The sequence below is a fragment of the Pseudomonas sp. B21-051 genome, assembly GCF_024748795.1.
Taxonomy (GTDB): Bacteria; Pseudomonadota; Gammaproteobacteria; order Pseudomonadales; family Pseudomonadaceae; genus Aquipseudomonas; species Aquipseudomonas putida_A.
In genome coordinates, this window is sequence record NZ_CP087166.1 from 2,399,273 (window position 1) to 2,417,381 (window position 18,109).

Genomic DNA, 18,109 nt, shown 5'->3' on the forward strand with positions numbered 1-18,109 from the left:
ACAGGGCCGTGCCATGCTTGCGTTCATCCTCTTTGCCTTCGTTGCCTCGATCACCCCGGGGCCGACCAACCTGATCGTCCTCAGCACCAGCGCCCGACGCGGCTGGCGGCCGTGCCTGCCGATCATTCTCGGCGCGGGGGCGGGCGCCGCTTCACTGGTGTGGGTGGCCGGCGCTGGCGCCAGTACGCTGATGCTGCCCGGTGTGCGCCCGGTGATCAGTGCGCTGGGAATGTGCTGGATGTTGTGGCTGGCGTGGCAGATTTTCACGGCGCCGGCCACCGCCATCGATCCTGCTGCCGGCGAGGAAAAAACCGAGCTGGGCCTGCTCGGCGCCGCGCTGTTGCAATGGGTCAATCCCAAGTCGTGGATGATGGCGATCGCCGTGATCAGCGTGTTTACCGCGCAAGGGCAGGGCTTGAACGCGTTGTGCCTGGCGTTCTTTCTGGTGTCGTTGCCGTGTCTGGCGCTGTGGGCGCTGCTCGGTCGCGGTGCGGCGCGCTGGTTGAACAATCCGGCGCAAATGCAGTGGCTGAACCGGATTCTGGCGGTGTTGCTGGTGGTGTCATCCGCCGCTGCGTTGCTGCACAACTGAGGTGATGCGTTGAGTGAGATAGCAGAGTTTTTTTCACAAAATTTGCAGGTGAAGTGAGGATAATGAGCGGGCAATCTGCAGGGTCTTGAAGCTGCAAGGGCAGGGTGGTGCAATCGGTTCGCCCTGCCATTGCGACGAGACCGTCGCTCACGACAATCACGAGGCACTTTATGACTCGCGACACCGCCGTCACCCGTTATGGAAAACTCTCAATCACCCTGCACTGGCTGATGCTGGCGCTGTTCGTCGGCGTCTATGCCTGTGTCGAAATCAAGGGCTTCATGCCCAAGGGCAGCGAAGCACGCGGCCTGCTGATGGGCTTCCATGGCCTGTTCGGCACGAGCATTTTCGTGCTGGTGTGGGTGCGTCTCCTCGGCCGCTTGAGCCCTCGCCCGCCGATCACTCCGAAGCCGCCAGCCTGGCAGACCGGCATCTCGCACCTGATGCACCTGGCGCTGTACGTGCTGATGATCGCCACGCCGATCCTCGCCTGGCTGATGCTCGCCGCCGCCGACAAACCCTTCCCGTACTTCGGCTTCCACGTCCCGGCACCGGTGGCGATCGACCCGGACTTCGCCAAACAGCTCAAGTACTGGCATGAAACGCTGGGCAGCACCGGCTACTGGCTGATCGGCTTGCACGCGGCGGCGGGGCTGTTTCACCACTACTGGGTGCGGGATAACACGCTGGTGCGGATGTTGCCGGGCCGCACGGAATAACCCTGACCTCCTTCAACACCCAATCCCTGTGGGAGCGAGCTTGCTCGCGAAGGCATTGTGTCAGTCAGCGATGATGCCGGCTGACACGACGCCTTCGCGAGCAGGCTCGCTCCCACAGTTTTTTGTGGCGTGTTCGAGTGCTTGGACTTCAGGTTTTGCACCTGCCTGCCGATGAAATCTGCACGATTTCAACGGATGCCATTCATGAACAAGGTTGTTGCTCTACTGGCGCTCACCGCCCTCATCGCAGGCTGCAAAACCAACAGCGCTTATACCCAGGTCGCAGATTTCCCCGCTCTGCGTTGCTTCGCCTACTGGGATGATAAAGCCATCACCTCGCTGGAAGTCAGCTACATCCGCGACCTGAGTCAGAGCGGTAACCTGCCGTGCACGATCATGCTGGGCAACCTGTACGAGAAGGGGCGCGGTGTACCGCAGGACTTTTCCAAAGCCAAGGCACTCTATCAATCCGTAGCCGATAAAGACGCCAGCGCCTACGGTCAACTTGGGCGCATGGCTGAAGAAGGCATCGGCGGGCCGGTCAATGACACCGATGCGCGGCAGTTTTATCAGCGTGCCGTGAGCAAGCCCGAGCAGCAGCGCAGTGAAGCCAAACTGGCCAAATACATGGAGGACGGGCGCGGTGGTCCGCAGGATCTGCAAGGCGCGCTGACGCATTACTTCAACGCCACGCAGTATCTCGGTGATGACGCGTGGCAAGGCATCGAACGCCTGCGCGCCAAAGGCTTGCCTCTGACGATCGAGCAGCAACAGCGCTATAACAATCTCTTTGTCAGCAACGTGCAAAGCGGCCTCAAGAAACGGGTCGCCGCCATAGAGAAGTCTCTGGAGAACAACGTCAATTCGACGTCTGCCACCAAACCGGTGCAAGTACAGCTGGAGCACACCCCCGGCGCATTGGCCCCGGTGGTTTCGATACGGCAAAGCTCGGGCGATAGCGCCCTTGATCAAAGAGTCATGCAAGCCTTCAGCGATTATCGCTTTCCCGGTGACCCGATCATGCCACCGGGCCAGAAGAGCTATCAGGCGATCCCGATCGTCAGGACGGACGGCAAGAGTCCGCGGCAGAGATTTGACGAGAGCAGAAAGAACTGAGTCTTCCCTCGATTGAATCAGCTCCAACCGTGGCACCTTAAAGCGATATGAACGGATGACCCTCATGAACAAGGCAGTTGCTATTCTGGCCCTCACGATCCTCGTTGCAGGCTGCAAAACCACTCCACCCACTCCTCAGGAAGCAAGTCTCACCGGCACTCGCTGCCTGCTGTTCGCCAAGGTGAGTGACCTTTCCGCCGACCGCGTCGACTACATCCGCGACGCCAGCAACAACGGCAACCTCAACTGCAAGCTTGCGCTCGGCGCTTTGTATGAGTTTGGTCGTGGCGGTTTATCGCCGGATGTGCGCAAGGCGCGCTCCCTGTATGAGTCTGTCGCTACGGTGGACGGCGCCGGTTATGAGCAACTGGCGCGCATGGCCGAGGAGGGCCGCGGGCAGGCGCCCGACGCTGTCGAGGCGCGACGGCTTTATCAGTTGGCGCTCGCACACCGAGAAAGCTTCAACAGTGAGTTCGCGCTGGCCCAGTTGATGGAAGAGGGCCGAGGTGGCCCGCAAGACCTGTCCGGGGCGCTGACGCATTACCTCAACGCCACCCAGCAAATCGATGACCAGGCGTGGGCCGGTGTGCAGCGGGTCCGCGCCCAGGGGTTGACCCTGACTGCCGAACAGACCCAGCGTTACAACGAAAAATGGTACGACGCTGTTAGCACCAGTCTCGCAAGTACGGTGTACGACACCGAGTTGCTGTTGAACAGACAGATCAAACCCGGCACCGCGAATAAACCGGTCACGCTGGAGGCGAAAGGCAAACCCGGTTCGCTGGTGCCGCAACTCACCTTGGTCGAAAGTTCTGGCAATCACGACGTGGACCAGGCCGTACTCAAGGCCCTCAGCGAATACCGCTATCCCGCGCTGCCGATCCTCAAAGCAGGGCAGGAATCGTGGTCATCCGAATTCCCGGTGAAGGTCGGCGTGAACTGATCGGGCTGGCCGGGCCACTTGCCGGAACAGCGTCCCGCGTCCACTCTATGGCCTGGCGACAAGGAGCGTCCGCCGACCCTCCGTCGTGACCCAAGGGAGCTTTCAGCATGAGCGAAGACAACAAGGTAAAAGGCCCGGCGTCGTACTTTCCCGCTATCGAAAAGAAATACGGCCAGCCTATCGAGCACTGGCTGAACCTGCTCGCCGGCATCACCGACAAGAAGCACATGGAGCTGGTGGCGTGGCTCAAGGAGGAACACGGCATGGGCCACGGTCATGCCAACGCCTTGGTTGCGCATCATCTGACGGTTAAAAAGTGAGGGCAGGGCAGCGATGAATTTCTCCCACCGGCCAGTGACGGCCGACGACGTCAACACCCTCTGCAGCTTTCCGCAAGGCGAACAAGAGCTGTTCTTCATGTTCCCGAAAGCGAGCTTCCCGCTGACGGAGGAGCAGATGCACACCGCGATCAGCCAGCGCTTCGACTCCACGGCGTTCTTGGCCAACGGCGAGTTCGTCGGCTTCGCCAACTTCTACCGTGCCGAGCACGACGGCGTCTGCTGTATCGGCAACGTCATCGTCGCGCCATACGCCCGGGGCCAGGGTGTCGCTCGCTACATTGTTGAAACCATGACTGCGGTCGGCTTTGAAAAGTACGGGGCAAGGGAAGTGCAGCTTTCGTGCTTCAACGAAAATACGGCGGGGTTGCTGCTCTACCCGAAACTCGGCTTCGTGCCGTTCTCCATCGAAGAGCGTGCTGCGCCGGGTGGCAGGCGTGTGGCGCTGATCAACATGACGCGCCGCCGAGAATAGTCATCCCCCAATCCCTGTGGGAGCCGGGCTTGCCCGCAATGGCGTTCGTCCGGCCGGACGTGCTCGCAAGTCTTGCGCGGAACCTGTGGGAGCTAGTCTGCTAGCGATTGCGTGACGCCAGTCGACGCGTCAAGTGTTGAGGGATTTGCCAATCCGGTCTCGTAAATGATTCATCAACAAAGCGAAAAAGAATGGACACACTGAAAGAAGACTCGCGAGCAGTAAAGGTGGCAGCGGCTTGGCAGTCGCTGACCAAGCAGATGCTCAATGCAAAAGCGGTGCACCGGATCGAGCATCTGGTTTCCAGGAATCACCCTGTCAACGTACCGTCGAGTGCAGGAGTTTATGCATTCTGGTGGATGGGCTGCCGCGAGCTTCTCATGAGCGCTAATCGGCATATTATTCTGAAGGGGCCGGGAGGCTCTGATGTCGATGTGCGTTACCACGACTGGTGGCCGGCAGACGCACCGTACCCGTGTTTGTATGTCGGTAAGGCGACCGATTTAAAGCGTCGGCTGAGGGAACACCGTTTGCCTGGTACACCTGGTCGCGCGCACCCACCGTTAACCCAGAACAATAAGGCCAAGCCTCGAACAACCTCATGCCAGTTGCGGTTTGGCATCGAACACGTTTTTCCTCGGGAAGCTGATCCCCTGACATTGATAAACAACAACATCGGGTTTTCCTGGTGCGATGACTTTCCGGATAACGCGGTCGCTGAGCGTTTCTTTGCCGAAGACAAACTGGTTGGGCACCTTCGACCCTGGTTCAACATCGATTCAGAGCGGTGATATGCGATGAGGGGCTCTTGCCCCTTGTTGAGACTTTTCAAAGGGTTTGATGATGTCAGAAGCAACCTCACGCTTGATCTACCGACGCCCGAAGCCAGCAGACCTGCCTACCGTTTTCGCCATTTTCGGCGACCCACAAACCAACCTGTTCAACCCCGCCGGCCCCATGACCGACATCACACAAGCCGAAGCACTGCTGGATCGCTGGCTGCAACACTGGGAAACCCACGGCTACGGATGGTGGGCAATCAGCAGCGCACAAGCCCCTGAGCACATCCTCGGATTCGCCGGCATCGCCGCCCACGACTACCTGGGCAAAAAGGTCATCAACCTCGGCTATCGCTTCGCCGTCGAAGCGTGGGGCCACGGCTATGCGACAGAGGCCGCACAAAATGCGCTGACCCACGCCTTCAATCATCTCGGCTTGCCCGAGGTATTCGGCCTGGTCAGGCCTGACCACACCGCCTCAATCCACGTGCTGGAAAAGATAGGCATGTGCCGCTTCGGCGAATTGGACGATGTCCCCGGCAATGCCCCCAGTCTGGTATTTCGAATCCAGCGAGATGTCCGCTGATTCGAACCACCTCCCTCTGTAGGAGTGAGCCTGCTCGCGATGACGCCAGTCCAGCCCCCACCAATCTCAATCCAGCCAAAAATCCCTGTGGGAGCGGGCTTGCCCGCGAAGACGTCTGCCCAATCACCCCATCAACCACTGACCGAAATAAACAGAAAAATCACCTCCGTTTAAACGAAGCCTCCAGTAACCACCCAAGCCCTACAACGCCTTGCGCCATCGCCTACGAGTACGCCAGAATCCGCCGGCTTGTGCGTCTAGGGCGCGGGTTCTATCGTCTGTTGGTCACTGAAAAACAGTGATCGGGTTTGGTAGCCCTGAGTCTCGTAGATTGCATAAGCATCATGATCTGCAGTGTCTGTCCGACACGGCTTTATGGTGGTCATGCACAGGGCGTCTTCGGGCGCGCCGGTTTTCTACGTCCCGGTCTACCAACCTGCGCATGGCCGCCACCCTCGTTTGGTAGCGAGAGTGATGGCTCCCTTTTTTGACGTAGGAGCTTCACCATGATCAAACCAACACCCAACCCGCCAGAAACCGACCTCGCATCCCCCTACGAATCCCTCGATTCGAAAAAACTCCACGAAGCCGCCGAACGCGCCCTCGACCACTACCTGTCCCCGGCCACCCAAATCATGGCCAGCCCGAACAAACCCGAACCCATGTACCTCGCCAACCCGAAGTGCGACACCGAATCCCTGCTCGCCAATGCCAGCGAAACCCTCGGCTCCGCCAGCGAAATGCTCAACAACTTCGCCGCCATGCTCGACACCTCCCACCGCAAAACCGCACTGGGCATCGCCCAGGTCGTCATGCTCGGCGAACTCGCCGTAAACCAGGCCCTCGACAACGTCGAAATCGCCCATTGACCACCCGGTGCGACGAGCTCAAACCCTCGCCGCACCCAGCAATTTCAACCAAGCTGGCACAGAGCCATGCCTTGCGCCTCCAGGCCTCGGCTGTCACCCTCCGGCCCGTTCTTCAAGGATCAGAACAAGGAATCAAGGATTGAGTGGCTACGTTCCCAACCCCCCGAAAAACTACCGCTACGAAGAAGCCAAACCCGTCGATATTCATGCCCAGCGTTGGGCTGAGTATGAGAAGCATGGGAAAGAGCCTGCGCGCGAGCCTGAGAAAATCGGCATTGCGTTGAGGATTGGGGTTTTCTTTGATGGTACTGGCAACAATGCGAATAACACGGCGGCAGGGCTGCTGTGCGGTGCGCAGCATCCGATTGCGCCGCAGGATATTCCTGCTAGCTGTCAGCCCTATATGGGGGATCCGGACAGCAGCTATGGTGCTGGCCCTACCAATGTTAAAAAACTGAGTGAGCTTTACGACGCCCCAGAGGGAGCCGAAGGTGACGGGCTCCGAAAGCAAGCTTTCCGCATGATTTATGTAGAGGGCATTGGCACCCAAGCGGGTAAGCAAGATAGCACCTTTGGGGGGGGCACCGGGCGAGGTGAGACCGGAGTTGCAAGTAGGGTTCAGTCTTCGTTTGCATCGATCAAATTACGTATCAAAGAACTCTTGAACGATAACCCGGGTAGCGAAGTGACTTCGCTGACCTTCGACACATTTGGATTCAGCCGTGGTGCAGCTGCTGCCCGGCACTTTTGCAATGAAGTCGTGCGTGGCAAGCAAGGTCCCTTAGGTGAAGTGCTACGTAGCAATCCTGAAGCGTTCAGCAAGACCTTTATTGATCAATACAATGCCGATATCAGAATGGGCTTTATCGGGCTGTTCGATACAGTTCCGTCAATAGCTGGCTGGTCCAATTTCGGCAACGTGAAAAGCCCCATTGCAACGGGCATCAAGCTTTACCTGGATCGTCGTTTTTTCACCGACGTCGTCCATTTGGTCGCGCGTGATGAATGCCGAGGCAACTTTGCCCTCAGCCGTGTAAAGCCTGCTCATCTGGAGATCACTTTGCCAAGTGTTCACTCCGATATCGGAGGTAGTTATCTCGACGAAGCGCAGGAATGTGTGCTTGTCAGCCCTATGCAGGTACTAGAAGTCCCTCTCCAAACCGATGTTCTCACCACTTCGATTTACCGCGATGCCGTGACAGTAAGAAATCAGTGGATAGCGGATGGCTGGCCATCCGAGATGCTGGAAATCGTCACGCCGCCTGCGCTGTTGATGCCGAACAGTCCGCAAGACCGAATGAGCCCACGTGTCAAACACGTGTATGCCGCCGTACAGCTCAAGCGTCCGGTCAGTGGCTTGCTGTCCCGAGTCTATCTGCGTGTGATGCATAAAATGGCGAAGGACAAAGGCGTTCGGTTCAACGACATTTCAGACACGCCTGATCTGGCGCTACCGTCAGAACTTCAAGCTATGTGTGATCGATTTGTCTCTGGTGACTACAGAACTACGCCAGAAGAGGAGCAAATGCTCAAACTCAAGTACATTCACACGTCCGCAAACTGGAACCATCCACTAGGCCGAAGAGATGGAAGCGGTGTGAGAGCGGTGTACATCAACGCCCCCACCCCTGACGGCATACGCGTACAACATCCCCACGTACCCGACTGGACGCTTTTTTGATGAGACTTCTAACAAGCCTGCTGTGTGCAGTCCTCATGACCGGTTGTCATGCCGATCCGCTTTCAACCAAAAATGATCCGAAGTCTCCTTGGTGGGAGCTTGCGTTCACCGAGCCTCATTACATGAAGGTTTGGGTAGAGGACACCGCCGTAGAAGACATCAAGGGCGAGACGTTCTTGCACACTGGCGGAGGATCCGCATCAGGCGGCCAACCGGAAGACGGCACCGACTCTGCTCGTGGTTGGCACGGCGTGGGCAGCACCGGAAAAAGTGTTGTTGGTGCTGATCTTCCCAAAAGAATCTATGTCCGTTGGCAATCGATTGTTGAACCGCAAACGTACAAGGTCTGGGTAGATATCCCAGAGGAAGCCAGACAACTCATGCTCGAGTCCGTCAATCAGCGCTGCGCCAAAACACCCGAACAAGAGGGGCGCTATAACGCGTCTCTCTACTTGGGCCTGGCGCCCGGTGGTGTCGTGCAAGTGTGGGTTCGAGACTCATGCCACCATCCTGTCAAAGTCGCCAGAGCACAGGCAGAGGTTGAATCGCTGGGGCCTAGCCAAGGTAAGAACCAAGGGCGCTATGCGTATCCCGTCAGCGAAAAGTCCAAGCGGTATATCGATAAATTCGGCATACCGTACGGGAGTTGGTAATCCTTAAGCCAATGAAACAACTCATAACGATACTTTGCGTTTTGCTGATCTCAGGGTGCCAAGAAACTGATCCACTCTCAGCTAAAAATGACCCGAAGTCCGAATGGTGGGAGCTGGCGTTTACTGAGCCGGACTATATGAAGGTCTGGGTTGAAAACAGTTCTGTTCAAGACGTTAACAACCGGATTTTCTACAAAACCGGCGGCGGCACCGCTGCTGGGGGAGAGCCTGAAGATGGCACAGAGTCAGCCCGGGGGTGGGCAGGTGGAGTTGGCGGCAGCGGGAGGAGGGTGATAGAAGCAGACCTGCCCGTTCGCATCTGGGTCCGTTGGCATTCAATCGTCGAACAGAAAACCTGGCAAGCATGGGTAGATATTCCGGAAGAGGCCAGGCAGTTGATGGTGACGTCCGTCAATCAGCGCTGCCCGCGAACTCCCGATCGGCAAGCAAGATTCATGGCATCGGTTTATCTCGGCCTGGCTCCCGCCGGTGTCGTTCAGGTTTGGGTAAGAGACTCATGTCATCACCCAGTCAAGGTCGCGCGAGCACAGGCGGAAATTGAACCACTGGGGCCGAGCCAAGGTAAGAACGAAGGACGGTACGCATATCCTGTGAGTGAAAAGGCCAAGCGGTATATCGACAAGTACGGCATTCCATATGGAAGTTGGTAGTCGTGACAAATACTTGAATGGATCATTTGTAATGAAAGCAACGACTGCACTGCTGGGCGCTTTATTGTTGTCCGGCTGCCAAAGCAGTGGCCCAGAAACAGGCGAAAATGACCCTAAATATCCATGGTGGGAATTAGTGTTCGTTCAGCCGAATTGCATGAAGGTCTGGGTAGAGGACAGCTCCGTCCAAGACATCAATAACAGAGTCTTCTTTAGAGCTGGCAAGAGCACTGCAGCCAGTGGAGAGCCCGATATCAGCACGGAATCTGCCCGTGGTTGGGGGACGGTGTCGGGGAGCGGGATGCCTGTGACAGGCGCCGATCTTCCAAAACTGATCTTTGTCCGCTGGCAATCCATAACAGAACAAAAAACCTACAAAGGCTTCATCGAAATTCCGGAAGAGGGCAGGCAGCTGATGGTGAAGTCAACACACCAGCGCTGCCCGGAAACACCGGAGAAAACTGCTCGCTTTATGGCGTCACTTTACGTGGGGCTCGCTCCGGGCGGCGTGCTCAAAACATGGGTTAGAGATTCATGCCGAAATCCGGTTGAGATTTCTCACGGTCAAGGGGAGATAGAGCCTCTGGGGCCGGAACAAGGGAAACATGGTGGTCGTTATGCCTATCCGGTGAGCGAGAAGGCTAAACAATACGTCGAGAAGTACGGCATTCCGTATGGGAGTTGGTAGGCGACACTTCTCTTGCCTGTCTTTCAATGACGTTGCCTTGAGTGAGTCACTTTTTTGACAGCTACCGCGTCAATGCTGAGTTCAACGAAGGTTCGCTTTCGGCCATTAGCTGACGCTTGCAAGCGGCCGGTGACGGCTAGAAACGGTCGGTATGCCTGATAAGTTAACCGGCCCCATTCCCATAATGCACCCTCTCATAGGACTTAGTTTTTTGCATCAGAACGCCGATCCACTCGACTTAACAGTTGCGCGGCGGGATGATTTGCAGCACCCACTGCGCAAGCCGAAGCTTGGTACTGATGGAGCAGATGACTGGCGAGCGATGGTCAAGTTAGATGTACAGTCAGACGCTAGCGTCCCAATGGCGGCTATCTGAGCTTGTTTGAGTTATGACTGCTTACAACGAATTCTTAGAGGAAATAATGGTGAGAGAACATCCATCAAGATCAGAGATATCGAAGGTTTTAGGAGAACCAGTCGGATTCGATATTTCAGAAACAGCTTCCAAATTGCGACGTAATCTTTTGTTGGTTTCTCTGGTAGTAATTGTACTAATCGTAGGTGAAATCCAGCCCGGCGCAGATATTTCGTTATTTGGAGTCAAGCTTACGGGAGTTACACCGTTCAAGCTTATGATAGGGTTAACAGTATTGTTGTTTTATAATTTTGTACACTATCTGTGGTACTGCTATGAGCTATATTCAGAATGGACAATTCGCATAACCGGGACAAGATTGGCTTTTGTGACAGGTGGAAGATATGGAGCTGTAGGCGCTGACTATCCTGACAATCCAAAACAGTCAACGCTTTATACTTGGTGGCTGCAAGAGTCGCGTTCGATGGTTGCATACGAGGAACTGGTTTCAAAAGTTGATGAGAGCGTTTCTGCAATAGAACGTCATATAGACGGGTTGCAGAAGGCTGATATGACGATCGCCGGTTCGATAAGTATGTCAATACAAAGTCTAGCTAACAACATCCTACAGGTACGCCAAGCGTTAGAGGCCACTGAGAGCGTAATTACCAATAATCGAGTGCCTGAATCGCTTGGGCGTTTTGATAACCGTTTTAGACTGCTCTTGAAATCTCAAAATCTCAGGATTCTACTGATTGAAGTTGGAATACCTGTTTTATTGTCTTTCGTTGCGGCCGCTTATCTAGCCCGCTTTTTTATCCAAAGTTGATGGAGATTTAACTGACTGCCCATCAGGTATATCTCTGAAAAAAGGGACGAGTTTATTATCTAGAAATAAATCCGTCCCCTTTTGTTCTATAATCCTAAAGCTTTCTTGAGAAGGTCGCCAAAAATCGGCCAAATAACTGGTTGGACTGCCCCCCAAGCAGGTCCGCATACTTTCTCAAGTAGACTTTTAGCTTCTTTCCCGTCCCCCTCACATGCAGACTCAATGGCGGTGGCTAAATCTTTGCGGTCTTCCGGTGAAACAACTTTTCCACTAGCCTCCAATATTGCAATCAGTTTAATCAAAGTATCGCTATCCGTCCCCACTGAAGAACTCATTCTTTGATTAACATTGGTACCTGTAGCGAGTTGCAGATTAGAAAACTGCCCTCCTGAAATGTGCACATTATTAATAACGCGCTGAACATTGCTTGGCCGATTTGGCGACAACCTAGCAGCCTTATATCCAGACTCCGTTAATCCTGCATACTCTCGCTTGCTGTACCCGCCAATAAACAACACGCCACTACTAGGATCATTTTCAATAAGCGCGTACGGCCCCGTACTAATGAAGTTCTTGTTTTCGAGGTCTGACAAAGCAATATCAAAGTCAACTTTTGTGATATCCCCTCCCGCACAAATGGCCGCCGCTAGATCAGATGCTAGTGGGCCTTCATATCCACTTCTCAGATTGTCAGAATCCAGCTCGCGCTCTGAAAAGTCCACTAGGAGAGCACCAAGAATTTGTTTTTCAGCTTCATCTAGACGTACGGCCATACTTACTCCTTGTATTAAAGGATCCGCTGGAGATCCTTTTGAGGTGCGCTGCCGAGATTCCGCGGAGGGAATGCAAGGCGACACTGTTGACTCGCACACATTACGGAGTCGTTAGCGGCATGTCCATGATCCGCTTTTTGGCCGGCAGCGGTCGCTTGCCGCTGTCCGCTATTGGCCGAAAGCAGCCCCATCCGTAATTCCCTATCAGTCCGAGTCCCGCCAGATCAACGGAATCTATTACCGGTATCAATCAGCAACAATCTCAAACGCAGCACCCCCCAAAACCTCCCCATTCACCAAAACCCTAACCCCATGCCGCCCCAAAAAATGCTTCCGCGTCGTAAAATCCCGAATCACCTGCCGCCTCCCCACAACCACTTCCCCAAACCCCGCCAACACCACCGTTTTCAACTTGAAAACCTTCCCCGAAACCCCGCCATTCGCCTTCACATAGTCAATCGCATAATCAATCACCAACCGCTGTTCATGCGCCACTGTCGACTTCACCGTAAACGACAACGTAATCGCCTCACCCAACCTGACCACCGCTGGCTCAACCCGCACATCCAGCAACTCAACCTCTGCCTTGGCCCCCGCACCAATCACCGTCAGCGCGCGCAGATCTCCCTGTTTGATCAAGCTGCGCAACGCATGCTTGGCAATCCACGCCGTGTGTTTGTTCTCCAGCGGCCAGCCTTCAATCGTGTCCAGCACCCATTCCGGATGCTCTTTGGTCACGTCATTCAGATGGTTCGCCACGGATTTGCGTACGTACAGACTCTCGTCGGCTTTCAATCGATTGAGGATGCCGGCGGTCAGTTGTGGGTTGGCTTGCACGGCTTCCAGGCGGAATGACCAGGGCAGGCGAGGGCGGGTGCCTTCGCTGGCGAGGCGGCGGACGTGGTGGTTTTGGTCTTGGGTCCAGTCGTGCATGAGTTCCAGCGAGCGTTCGAGGTCGCTGCGCAGGAAGTGGCGGATGGCGAATTCGGAGGAGCCGAAGGTGGTGAAGTATTTCAGTGCTTGCATCGAGGTATCGAAGGCGTGGCTGCCGTAGCTAGCCACGTAGTGCGGCAGGCACATGCTGACGAATCCGCTGTTGAGGCGGGGGGCGAGTTCGCGCAGGACTTCGAGGGAATCTTCGTAGTCCAGCGGCAGCACGGCGTGCAGGCTTTCGCTGACGCGGGCCATGCGTTGCATCACTGACAATTCCGCCAGCCCTTGGTTGGCGTGCTTGAGAAACGCCTTGGCCTTGAACGCCGGGTACACGACGCTCATTTCGCTGGCGATGTGTTGCAGGCGTTCAGCGTTGAAGATTTCCTTTAACGCCGGGGCGGCGGTGTCGGTGCTGCTCATGGTCAGGTCATCGGGGTGCTGACGAACGCTTCGAGGGTTTCGGCGTACGCGGTGTATTGGGCGATGTGCGGGTAGCGGCGGGTGTCGATCTGGTCGGGGACGACGAGGTCGGTGAAGCTCCAGGCAACGGCGAGGCTGATGCCGGCCTGGGTGAGGGTGCCGTCGGTGGGCAGGCCGGTTTTTTCCAGTTCCTGTTCGAGGGCGGTGAAGGCGGCGGCGAGTTGGCCTTCGACGCGCTCGACCCACGGTTGGTATTGAATGTCGGCCGGGCGCAGGTTGCGTTCGTAGTAGAGCTGCACGGCTTTTTCGCAGGCGGCGAGGCTGAGGCCGATCAGGCGCAGGGCGTGGGCGCGTTGTTGGAGGTCGCTCGGCAGCAGGCTTTTGCCGCTGGCGGCTTCGAGGTAGTCGAGGATGAGGGTGGAGTCCATCAGGACCACGCCGTCATCGAGGATCAGCGTGGGCGCCTTGACCACCGGGTTGATCTGCTGGAATTGCTCGAAGTGGCGGAACACCGAGACCGATTCATGTTCGAGGTCGATGCCGAGGCGTTTGGCGGAGATCGCCACGCGGCGCACGTAGGGGGAGTCCAGCATGCCGATCAGTTTCATGACGCGTTCCTTCAAGTCGAACCGGTGGGAAGGCATAACCTAGCCGAGCCTGAGGCAAATGTCAGTCGTCAAACCCGGCTTGTTCGTGAATCTCATCCACATTCAATTCCAGCCGATACGCCACCGCCACGAACAACGCCTGACACAAACACAAGGTCGCGCTCAACGAACGAAACGCCAATGCGCTGCCTTCATTCACCAGCAACAGGCTGTTGGCGTTTTTGGCCAAAGGCGAGAGGTGGCTGTCGGTGAGGATCAGGGTGTTGGCCTGTTGCTGGCGGGCGTAGCGCAGGCAGTGTTGGGTTTCCTTGGCGTAGGGGGTGAAGCTGATGGCGATCACTAAATCGCCGCTACGCACGCTGCGCATCTGCTCGCGATAACTGCCGCCCAGCCCGGAAACCAGGTGAATCCGCTTGTGAGTGTGTTGCAAGTTGTAAACGAGATAGTCGGCGACGGCGAAGGAGCGGCGTACGCCAACGACGTAGATGTTGTCGGCGTTGACGATCAGGTCGACGGCTTTTTCGAACGCGACGTCGTCGAGTTCGCGGCCCAGGCGTTCGATGCCGGAGCGGGTGGCGTCGATGCATTCGCGGGCGAGGTCGCCGTCGCTGGCCTGCTGCGACTGGTTGGCGATCATGCTGCGGATGCGTTGCTGGTAGTTGTGCACCGGCGAGGCTTTGTGGGTGTAGGCGGCACGGAACAGCGCCTGCATTTCGCTGAAGCCACTGAAGCCGAAGCGCTGCGAGAAGCGCACGATGGCGGAGGGATGTACCTCGCATTCGCGGGCGATGTCGCTGATGCGATCGACCATGATCCGGTCGCTTTGCTGGCTCATGTAGCTGGCGATGCGCTTGAGTTGGCGCGGCAGGGTGTCGTATTCGTCGGTGATCAGTTGCAGCAGACGCTCGGCATTGATCGGGGGGCTGGCGAGGGGGCGCTCGTCGTTGGCCGGCAGATCGGGGCGGGGCATAAGTTATCCTTCGGGCTGATCGTTCAACCTGTGGCGAGGGAGCTTGCTCCCGCTGGCTGCGCAGCAGGCCCAATAATTGGGGGCCGCTTCGCGACCCAGCGGGAGCAAGCTCCCTCGCCACAGTTATTTGCGGTGTGCCTGATGATAGGCGGGGTGCGGGCAGTTGGCAGGTGAGATTTTCGGCGTCTGCGCAGCTGAAACGATGCACCGCTCGGGCTTGCTGACTGAAAAAAAATGCGACCAAGTGCCGCGCGGTTAGCCGTTTGTCTTCTATATACAGCCGCTCGACTGAATTTCTTGCTATAAACGCACTCCGATGACCGCCACGAAGCCTGTGTCAGACCCGTTTACGGCTGTTGTCGGACAAATTCCCGGTATTTACAGTTGCTGAGGCCTCAAACGGGCCTTAGACTGCCGCCCCTTCGTAAATTGAGTGCCGGGTGGCGTTTGCAATAAACGATGCCTTTTCGTCGACCGGACACGGTTCGCCGGAACGCTCCCTATTTCGCCTTAATGCACGTTTTTTTATAGAGATATCAATGACAAAGGACAAGTTGCTGGCCATGCCGGCAGATGACTACATGAATGCCGAGCAACACGCTTTCTTCACTGAGCTGTTGCAGAACATGAAAGTCGAAACCCACGAGCGCATTGAGCAAAACCGTATCGCCATCGAAAGCCTGGACACTCCGGCCGACCCGGCGGACGCGGCTTCGGTTGAAGAAGAGCGCACCTGGCTGGTGAACGCGATCGATCGCGACCAGCGCATGCTGCCGCAACTGGAACAAGCCCTTGAGCGCATCAAGGAAGACAGTTTTGGCTGGTGCGACGACAGCGGCGAGGCCATCGGCCTGAAACGCCTGCTGATTAGCCCGACCACCAAGTACTGCATCGAAGCTCAAGAGCGTCACGAGCAGATCGACAAGCACCAGCGTCAGGCCTGATTCCATGGCTGCCCCCTGAATCGGGGGCGCCTGCAAAAGATCGCAGCCTTCGGCAGCTCCTACAGAGGTTCACGTAAACCCATGTAGGAGCTGCCGAAGGCTGCGATCTTTGCTTTTGCTCGTCCGCGATATTTTGCGCGTCGTTCCATTGACCTGCTGCAGACTCCACGACTAACGGACCATGGATAATGGCGTTCTAGTGGCGTTTAATGCAGCCACAACAATGAGAACAAGCGTGGGGTGTTGAAATGACGAGAGATGGATCTCTGGTTGGGGCTTTGCCCGCACCAGTGCTGTTGCCGAAAAACCGCTGGATCGCTCCGACCCTGCAAAGCATCGCCCTGATGCTGTTGCTCGCCGGCATGACGCTGGGTGAATGGTCGCTGTACATCGGCCTGCCGCTGGCGGTGCTGATTGTCTGGCTGCCGCGCCTGCGCTCGCGGGCCATCCCGGATGCTGCGGCTGTCGATGCCGGCAGCGCGATTGCCGAACTCACCCGCGATCTTTCCTACACCACCAGTCATAACGCGCTGTCAGCCGCTGGTGTGGCGTTTTCCGTCAAGCAACTGGCGGGCAAACTGGAATCGCAACTCGACGCGGCGGCGCAGATTGTCAGCAACGCCGAAGTGATGATCGCCACCGAACACGCCACTTCGCAGCTCAGTCGTGAAGCGCTGGACGCCGCCAGCGAAGCGCATCACAGCAGCGCGGCGGGGCGCACCGAATTGGTGGATTCGATTGCACGCATGCATCAACTCAGTCAACGCGCCAATGCCAGCCGTGAGCTGATCGAAGCCCTGAGTCTGCGCAGCGATGATATTCAACGGGTGACGTTGGTGATTCAGTCCATCGCCAGCCAGACCAATCTGCTGGCCCTGAACGCGGCGATTGAAGCGGCGCGGGCGGGCGAGCATGGCCGTGGTTTTGCGGTGGTGGCGGATGAGGTGCGCGGTCTGGCAGCGCGGACGGCCTCGGCGACCGGCGAGGTCGGGGAAATGGTAGCCGATATTCAGCAGCGCACGGCGCAAGTGGTGGAGCAGATCCGCGAGCTGTCCAGCGATCTGCAGATCGGTGTCGAACAAGTTGAAAACACCGGCCAGCATCTGGAAAACATCGCGCGGTTGGCGGCAGGGGTGGAAGGTCAGGTCGGCGAAATCGCCCGTGGTGCGGAAACCAATCGCGAGCAGCTCGACAGCCTGTTCAAGGCCATCGAACAGATGCGCAGTGATCTGGCGATCAGCGATCAGCAGACCCGACGCCTGGCCGAGGCCGCTGTGCAGATGGAAGGGCAGGCGGAAACCATCAGCGAGCGTCTGGCCGAAGTCGGTCTGGATGACTATCACCAGCGCGTTTATGACCTGGCGCGTGAGGGCGCGAGTCAGATTGCGGCGCGGTTCGAGGCGGATGTCGAGCAGGGGCGGATCAGCCTTGAGGATTTGTTCGACCGTCAATATCAACCGATTCCCGGGACGCAACCGGCGAAGTTTCAGACCCGGTTCGACCGCTACACCGATCAGGTGCTGCCGGCGATTCAGGAGCCGTTGCTGCCGCGTCATGAGGGGTTGGTGTTCGCCATCGCCTGCACGCAGCAGGGTTATGTGCCGACGCACAACCTGGCGTTCAGTCAGCCATTGACCGGTGACCAGCAGGTCGACGCGGTGGGTAACCGCACCAAACGCAAGTTCGCCGACCGCACCGGGATCCGCTGCGGCAGCCATCAACAGGCGGTGTTGCTGCAGACCTACACTCGTGACACCGGGGAACTGATGCACGACTTGTCGGTGCCGATCATGGTCAAGGGCCGGCATTGGGGCGGTCTGCGCCTGGGTTATAAACCGGAGAGTCCGCGCTGATCGATTGTTACCGCTCGCGCAATGAATCTGTGCACGGGCGTTGCTGTTTCCTCTGCGACGAAGTCATTAACATGGCCGTTAGTTAGGTAGCTAATGAAGTCGAGAGGTCAGTATGTGCAGAGTCGATGTCGCGGTGATGATTGGCAGTGGTGTGCCCGCCGGATTGCGCGCGATGGGCCAGAGTGTCTGCTGGGTGGTGTTGCTCAATGGTGAGCGGCGTGGCACCGCGTTCGCCAGTCGCGACGAGGCGGAGGAGTGCAAGGCTGCCTGGCTCGCGCAACTGATGGCCGAGCCTGGCGACAGCCTGCACTGAC

At 57.1% G+C, this 18,109-nt stretch carries 21 protein-coding genes; 17 read left to right on the forward strand and 4 right to left on the reverse strand.

Features of this window, described 5'->3' with window-relative positions; genetic code table 11:
• The first annotated feature begins 13 nt into the window (after positions 1 to 13).
• The 14 genes from LOY52_RS10745 to LOY52_RS10810 all read left to right on the forward strand — a co-directional run bounded on the left by LOY52_RS10745 (position 14) and on the right by LOY52_RS10810 (position 11,294).
• Positions 14 to 592 carry a LysE family translocator gene (locus LOY52_RS10745; RefSeq protein ID WP_258679435.1) on the forward strand — a complete coding sequence of 193 codons (579 nt, stop codon included), beginning with the start codon at positions 14 to 16 and terminating at the stop codon, positions 590 to 592.
• 170 nt (positions 593 to 762) lie between these two features.
• Positions 763 to 1,311: a cytochrome b gene (locus tag LOY52_RS10750; RefSeq protein WP_103484216.1), complete on the forward strand. Its 549-nt coding sequence runs from the start codon at positions 763 to 765 to the stop codon at positions 1,309 to 1,311.
• Positions 1,312 to 1,515: 204 nt separating this feature from the next.
• Positions 1,516 to 2,427 (forward strand): sel1 repeat family protein, encoded by a 912-nt coding sequence (locus tag LOY52_RS10755; protein ID WP_258679436.1) that lies wholly within the window; start codon positions 1,516 to 1,518, stop codon positions 2,425 to 2,427.
• 64 nt (positions 2,428 to 2,491) lie between these two features.
• Complete coding sequence (locus LOY52_RS10760) at positions 2,492 to 3,370, forward strand: tetratricopeptide repeat protein (protein ID WP_258679437.1); 879 nt, start codon at positions 2,492 to 2,494, stop codon at positions 3,368 to 3,370.
• 107 nt (positions 3,371 to 3,477) lie between these two features.
• Positions 3,478 to 3,690: a DUF4287 domain-containing protein gene (locus tag LOY52_RS10765; protein WP_064587993.1), complete on the forward strand. Its 213-nt coding sequence runs from the start codon at positions 3,478 to 3,480 to the stop codon at positions 3,688 to 3,690.
• A gap of 13 nt (positions 3,691 to 3,703) precedes the next feature.
• Positions 3,704 to 4,183 (forward strand): GNAT family N-acetyltransferase, encoded by a 480-nt coding sequence (locus LOY52_RS10770; protein WP_258679438.1) that lies wholly within the window; start codon positions 3,704 to 3,706, stop codon positions 4,181 to 4,183.
• Positions 4,184 to 4,374: 191 nt separating this feature from the next.
• Entirely contained in the window at positions 4,375 to 4,974 is a 600-nt protein-coding gene (locus LOY52_RS10775) for a hypothetical protein (RefSeq protein ID WP_258679439.1), read from the forward strand.
• Between the two features lie 52 nt (positions 4,975 to 5,026).
• Positions 5,027 to 5,548 (forward strand): GNAT family N-acetyltransferase, encoded by a 522-nt coding sequence (locus tag LOY52_RS10780; protein WP_258679440.1) that lies wholly within the window; start codon positions 5,027 to 5,029, stop codon positions 5,546 to 5,548.
• A gap of 506 nt (positions 5,549 to 6,054) precedes the next feature.
• Complete coding sequence (locus tag LOY52_RS10785) at positions 6,055 to 6,417, forward strand: DUF6124 family protein (RefSeq protein WP_258679441.1); 363 nt, start codon at positions 6,055 to 6,057, stop codon at positions 6,415 to 6,417.
• A 139-nt stretch (positions 6,418 to 6,556) separates the two neighbouring features.
• On the forward strand, positions 6,557 to 8,098 hold the full coding sequence (locus tag LOY52_RS10790) for a DUF2235 domain-containing protein (protein WP_258679442.1): 1,542 nt from the start codon (positions 6,557 to 6,559) through the stop codon (positions 8,096 to 8,098).
• On the forward strand, positions 8,098 to 8,751 hold the full coding sequence (locus tag LOY52_RS10795; protein WP_258679443.1) for a DUF2931 family protein: 654 nt from the start codon (positions 8,098 to 8,100) through the stop codon (positions 8,749 to 8,751). Before LOY52_RS10790 ends, LOY52_RS10795 begins: the two co-directional genes overlap by 1 nt.
• An 11-nt stretch (positions 8,752 to 8,762) precedes the next feature.
• Positions 8,763 to 9,422: a DUF2931 family protein gene (locus LOY52_RS10800; RefSeq protein WP_258679444.1), complete on the forward strand. Its 660-nt coding sequence runs from the start codon at positions 8,763 to 8,765 to the stop codon at positions 9,420 to 9,422.
• A 31-nt stretch (positions 9,423 to 9,453) separates the two neighbouring features.
• Positions 9,454 to 10,110, forward strand: a complete 657-nt coding sequence (locus LOY52_RS10805; RefSeq protein ID WP_258679445.1) for a DUF2931 family protein — start codon at positions 9,454 to 9,456, stop codon at positions 10,108 to 10,110.
• A 389-nt stretch (positions 10,111 to 10,499) separates the two neighbouring features.
• Positions 10,500 to 11,294, forward strand: a complete 795-nt coding sequence (locus LOY52_RS10810) for a hypothetical protein (protein WP_157160375.1) — start codon at positions 10,500 to 10,502, stop codon at positions 11,292 to 11,294.
• 86 nt (positions 11,295 to 11,380) lie between these two features.
• Here LOY52_RS10810 and LOY52_RS10815 read toward each other — a convergent pair whose 3' ends face one another.
• The 4 genes from LOY52_RS10815 to LOY52_RS10830 form a co-directional block, all read right to left on the reverse strand.
• On the reverse strand, positions 11,381 to 12,067 hold the full coding sequence (locus LOY52_RS10815) for a hypothetical protein (RefSeq protein ID WP_258679446.1): 687 nt from the start codon (positions 12,065 to 12,067) through the stop codon (positions 11,381 to 11,383).
• A 246-nt stretch (positions 12,068 to 12,313) separates the two neighbouring features.
• A complete protein-coding gene (locus tag LOY52_RS10820) occupies positions 12,314 to 13,420 on the reverse strand; it encodes a DNA alkylation repair protein (protein WP_258679447.1) in 1,107 nt (368 codons plus the stop codon).
• A gap of 2 nt (positions 13,421 to 13,422) precedes the next feature.
• Positions 13,423 to 14,028, reverse strand: coding sequence for a glutathione S-transferase (locus LOY52_RS10825; protein WP_098964391.1), 606 nt, complete (start codon positions 14,026 to 14,028; stop codon positions 13,423 to 13,425).
• 61 nt (positions 14,029 to 14,089) lie between these two features.
• Positions 14,090 to 14,998 (reverse strand): MurR/RpiR family transcriptional regulator, encoded by a 909-nt coding sequence (locus LOY52_RS10830; RefSeq protein WP_007966905.1) that lies wholly within the window; start codon positions 14,996 to 14,998, stop codon positions 14,090 to 14,092.
• Between the two features lie 539 nt (positions 14,999 to 15,537).
• Between LOY52_RS10830 and LOY52_RS10835 the strand changes: the two genes are divergently transcribed.
• The 3 genes from LOY52_RS10835 to LOY52_RS10845 all read left to right on the forward strand — a co-directional run bounded on the left by LOY52_RS10835 (position 15,538) and on the right by LOY52_RS10845 (position 18,108).
• Entirely contained in the window at positions 15,538 to 15,942 is a 405-nt protein-coding gene (locus LOY52_RS10835; protein ID WP_003225981.1) for a TraR/DksA family transcriptional regulator, read from the forward strand.
• 629 nt (positions 15,943 to 16,571) lie between these two features.
• On the forward strand, positions 16,572 to 17,795 hold the full coding sequence (locus LOY52_RS10840) for a methyl-accepting chemotaxis protein (protein ID WP_408980437.1): 1,224 nt from the start codon (positions 16,572 to 16,574) through the stop codon (positions 17,793 to 17,795).
• 112 nt (positions 17,796 to 17,907) lie between these two features.
• Complete coding sequence (locus LOY52_RS10845) at positions 17,908 to 18,108, forward strand: hypothetical protein (protein ID WP_007966907.1); 201 nt, start codon at positions 17,908 to 17,910, stop codon at positions 18,106 to 18,108.
• Position 18,109 lies beyond the last annotated feature (1 nt).

Bases quoted from the DNA above. Each gene is read 5' to 3' on its own strand.
- LOY52_RS10755 (WP_258679436.1), top strand. From the start codon at position 1,516: ATGAACAAGGTTGTTGCTCTACTGGCGCTCACCGCCCTCATCGCAGGC.
- LOY52_RS10750 (WP_103484216.1), top strand. From the start codon at position 763: ATGACTCGCGACACCGCCGTCACCCGTTATGGAAAACTCTCAATCACC.
- LOY52_RS10820 (WP_258679447.1), bottom strand. From the start codon at position 13,420: ATGAGCAGCACCGACACCGCCGCCCCGGCGTTAAAGGAAATCTTCAAC.
- LOY52_RS10775 (WP_258679439.1), top strand. From the start codon at position 4,375: ATGGACACACTGAAAGAAGACTCGCGAGCAGTAAAGGTGGCAGCGGCT.
- LOY52_RS10745 (WP_258679435.1), top strand. From the start codon at position 14: ATGCTTGCGTTCATCCTCTTTGCCTTCGTTGCCTCGATCACCCCGGGG.
- LOY52_RS10830 (WP_007966905.1), bottom strand. From the start codon at position 14,998: ATGCCCCGCCCCGATCTGCCGGCCAACGACGAGCGCCCCCTCGCCAGC.
- LOY52_RS10770 (WP_258679438.1), top strand. From the start codon at position 3,704: ATGAATTTCTCCCACCGGCCAGTGACGGCCGACGACGTCAACACCCTC.
- LOY52_RS10825 (WP_098964391.1), bottom strand. From the start codon at position 14,028: ATGAAACTGATCGGCATGCTGGACTCCCCCTACGTGCGCCGCGTGGCG.
- LOY52_RS10840 (WP_408980437.1), top strand. From the start codon at position 16,572: ATGATCGCCACCGAACACGCCACTTCGCAGCTCAGTCGTGAAGCGCTG.
- LOY52_RS10760 (WP_258679437.1), top strand. From the start codon at position 2,492: ATGAACAAGGCAGTTGCTATTCTGGCCCTCACGATCCTCGTTGCAGGC.
- LOY52_RS10800 (WP_258679444.1), top strand. From the start codon at position 8,763: ATGAAACAACTCATAACGATACTTTGCGTTTTGCTGATCTCAGGGTGC.
- LOY52_RS10835 (WP_003225981.1), top strand. From the start codon at position 15,538: ATGACAAAGGACAAGTTGCTGGCCATGCCGGCAGATGACTACATGAAT.
- LOY52_RS10780 (WP_258679440.1), top strand. From the start codon at position 5,027: ATGTCAGAAGCAACCTCACGCTTGATCTACCGACGCCCGAAGCCAGCA.
- LOY52_RS10810 (WP_157160375.1), top strand. From the start codon at position 10,500: ATGACTGCTTACAACGAATTCTTAGAGGAAATAATGGTGAGAGAACAT.
- LOY52_RS10815 (WP_258679446.1), bottom strand. From the start codon at position 12,067: ATGGCCGTACGTCTAGATGAAGCTGAAAAACAAATTCTTGGTGCTCTC.
- LOY52_RS10845 (WP_007966907.1), top strand. From the start codon at position 17,908: ATGTGCAGAGTCGATGTCGCGGTGATGATTGGCAGTGGTGTGCCCGCC.
- LOY52_RS10805 (WP_258679445.1), top strand. From the start codon at position 9,454: ATGAAAGCAACGACTGCACTGCTGGGCGCTTTATTGTTGTCCGGCTGC.
- LOY52_RS10785 (WP_258679441.1), top strand. From the start codon at position 6,055: ATGATCAAACCAACACCCAACCCGCCAGAAACCGACCTCGCATCCCCC.
- LOY52_RS10795 (WP_258679443.1), top strand. From the start codon at position 8,098: ATGAGACTTCTAACAAGCCTGCTGTGTGCAGTCCTCATGACCGGTTGT.
- LOY52_RS10765 (WP_064587993.1), top strand. From the start codon at position 3,478: ATGAGCGAAGACAACAAGGTAAAAGGCCCGGCGTCGTACTTTCCCGCT.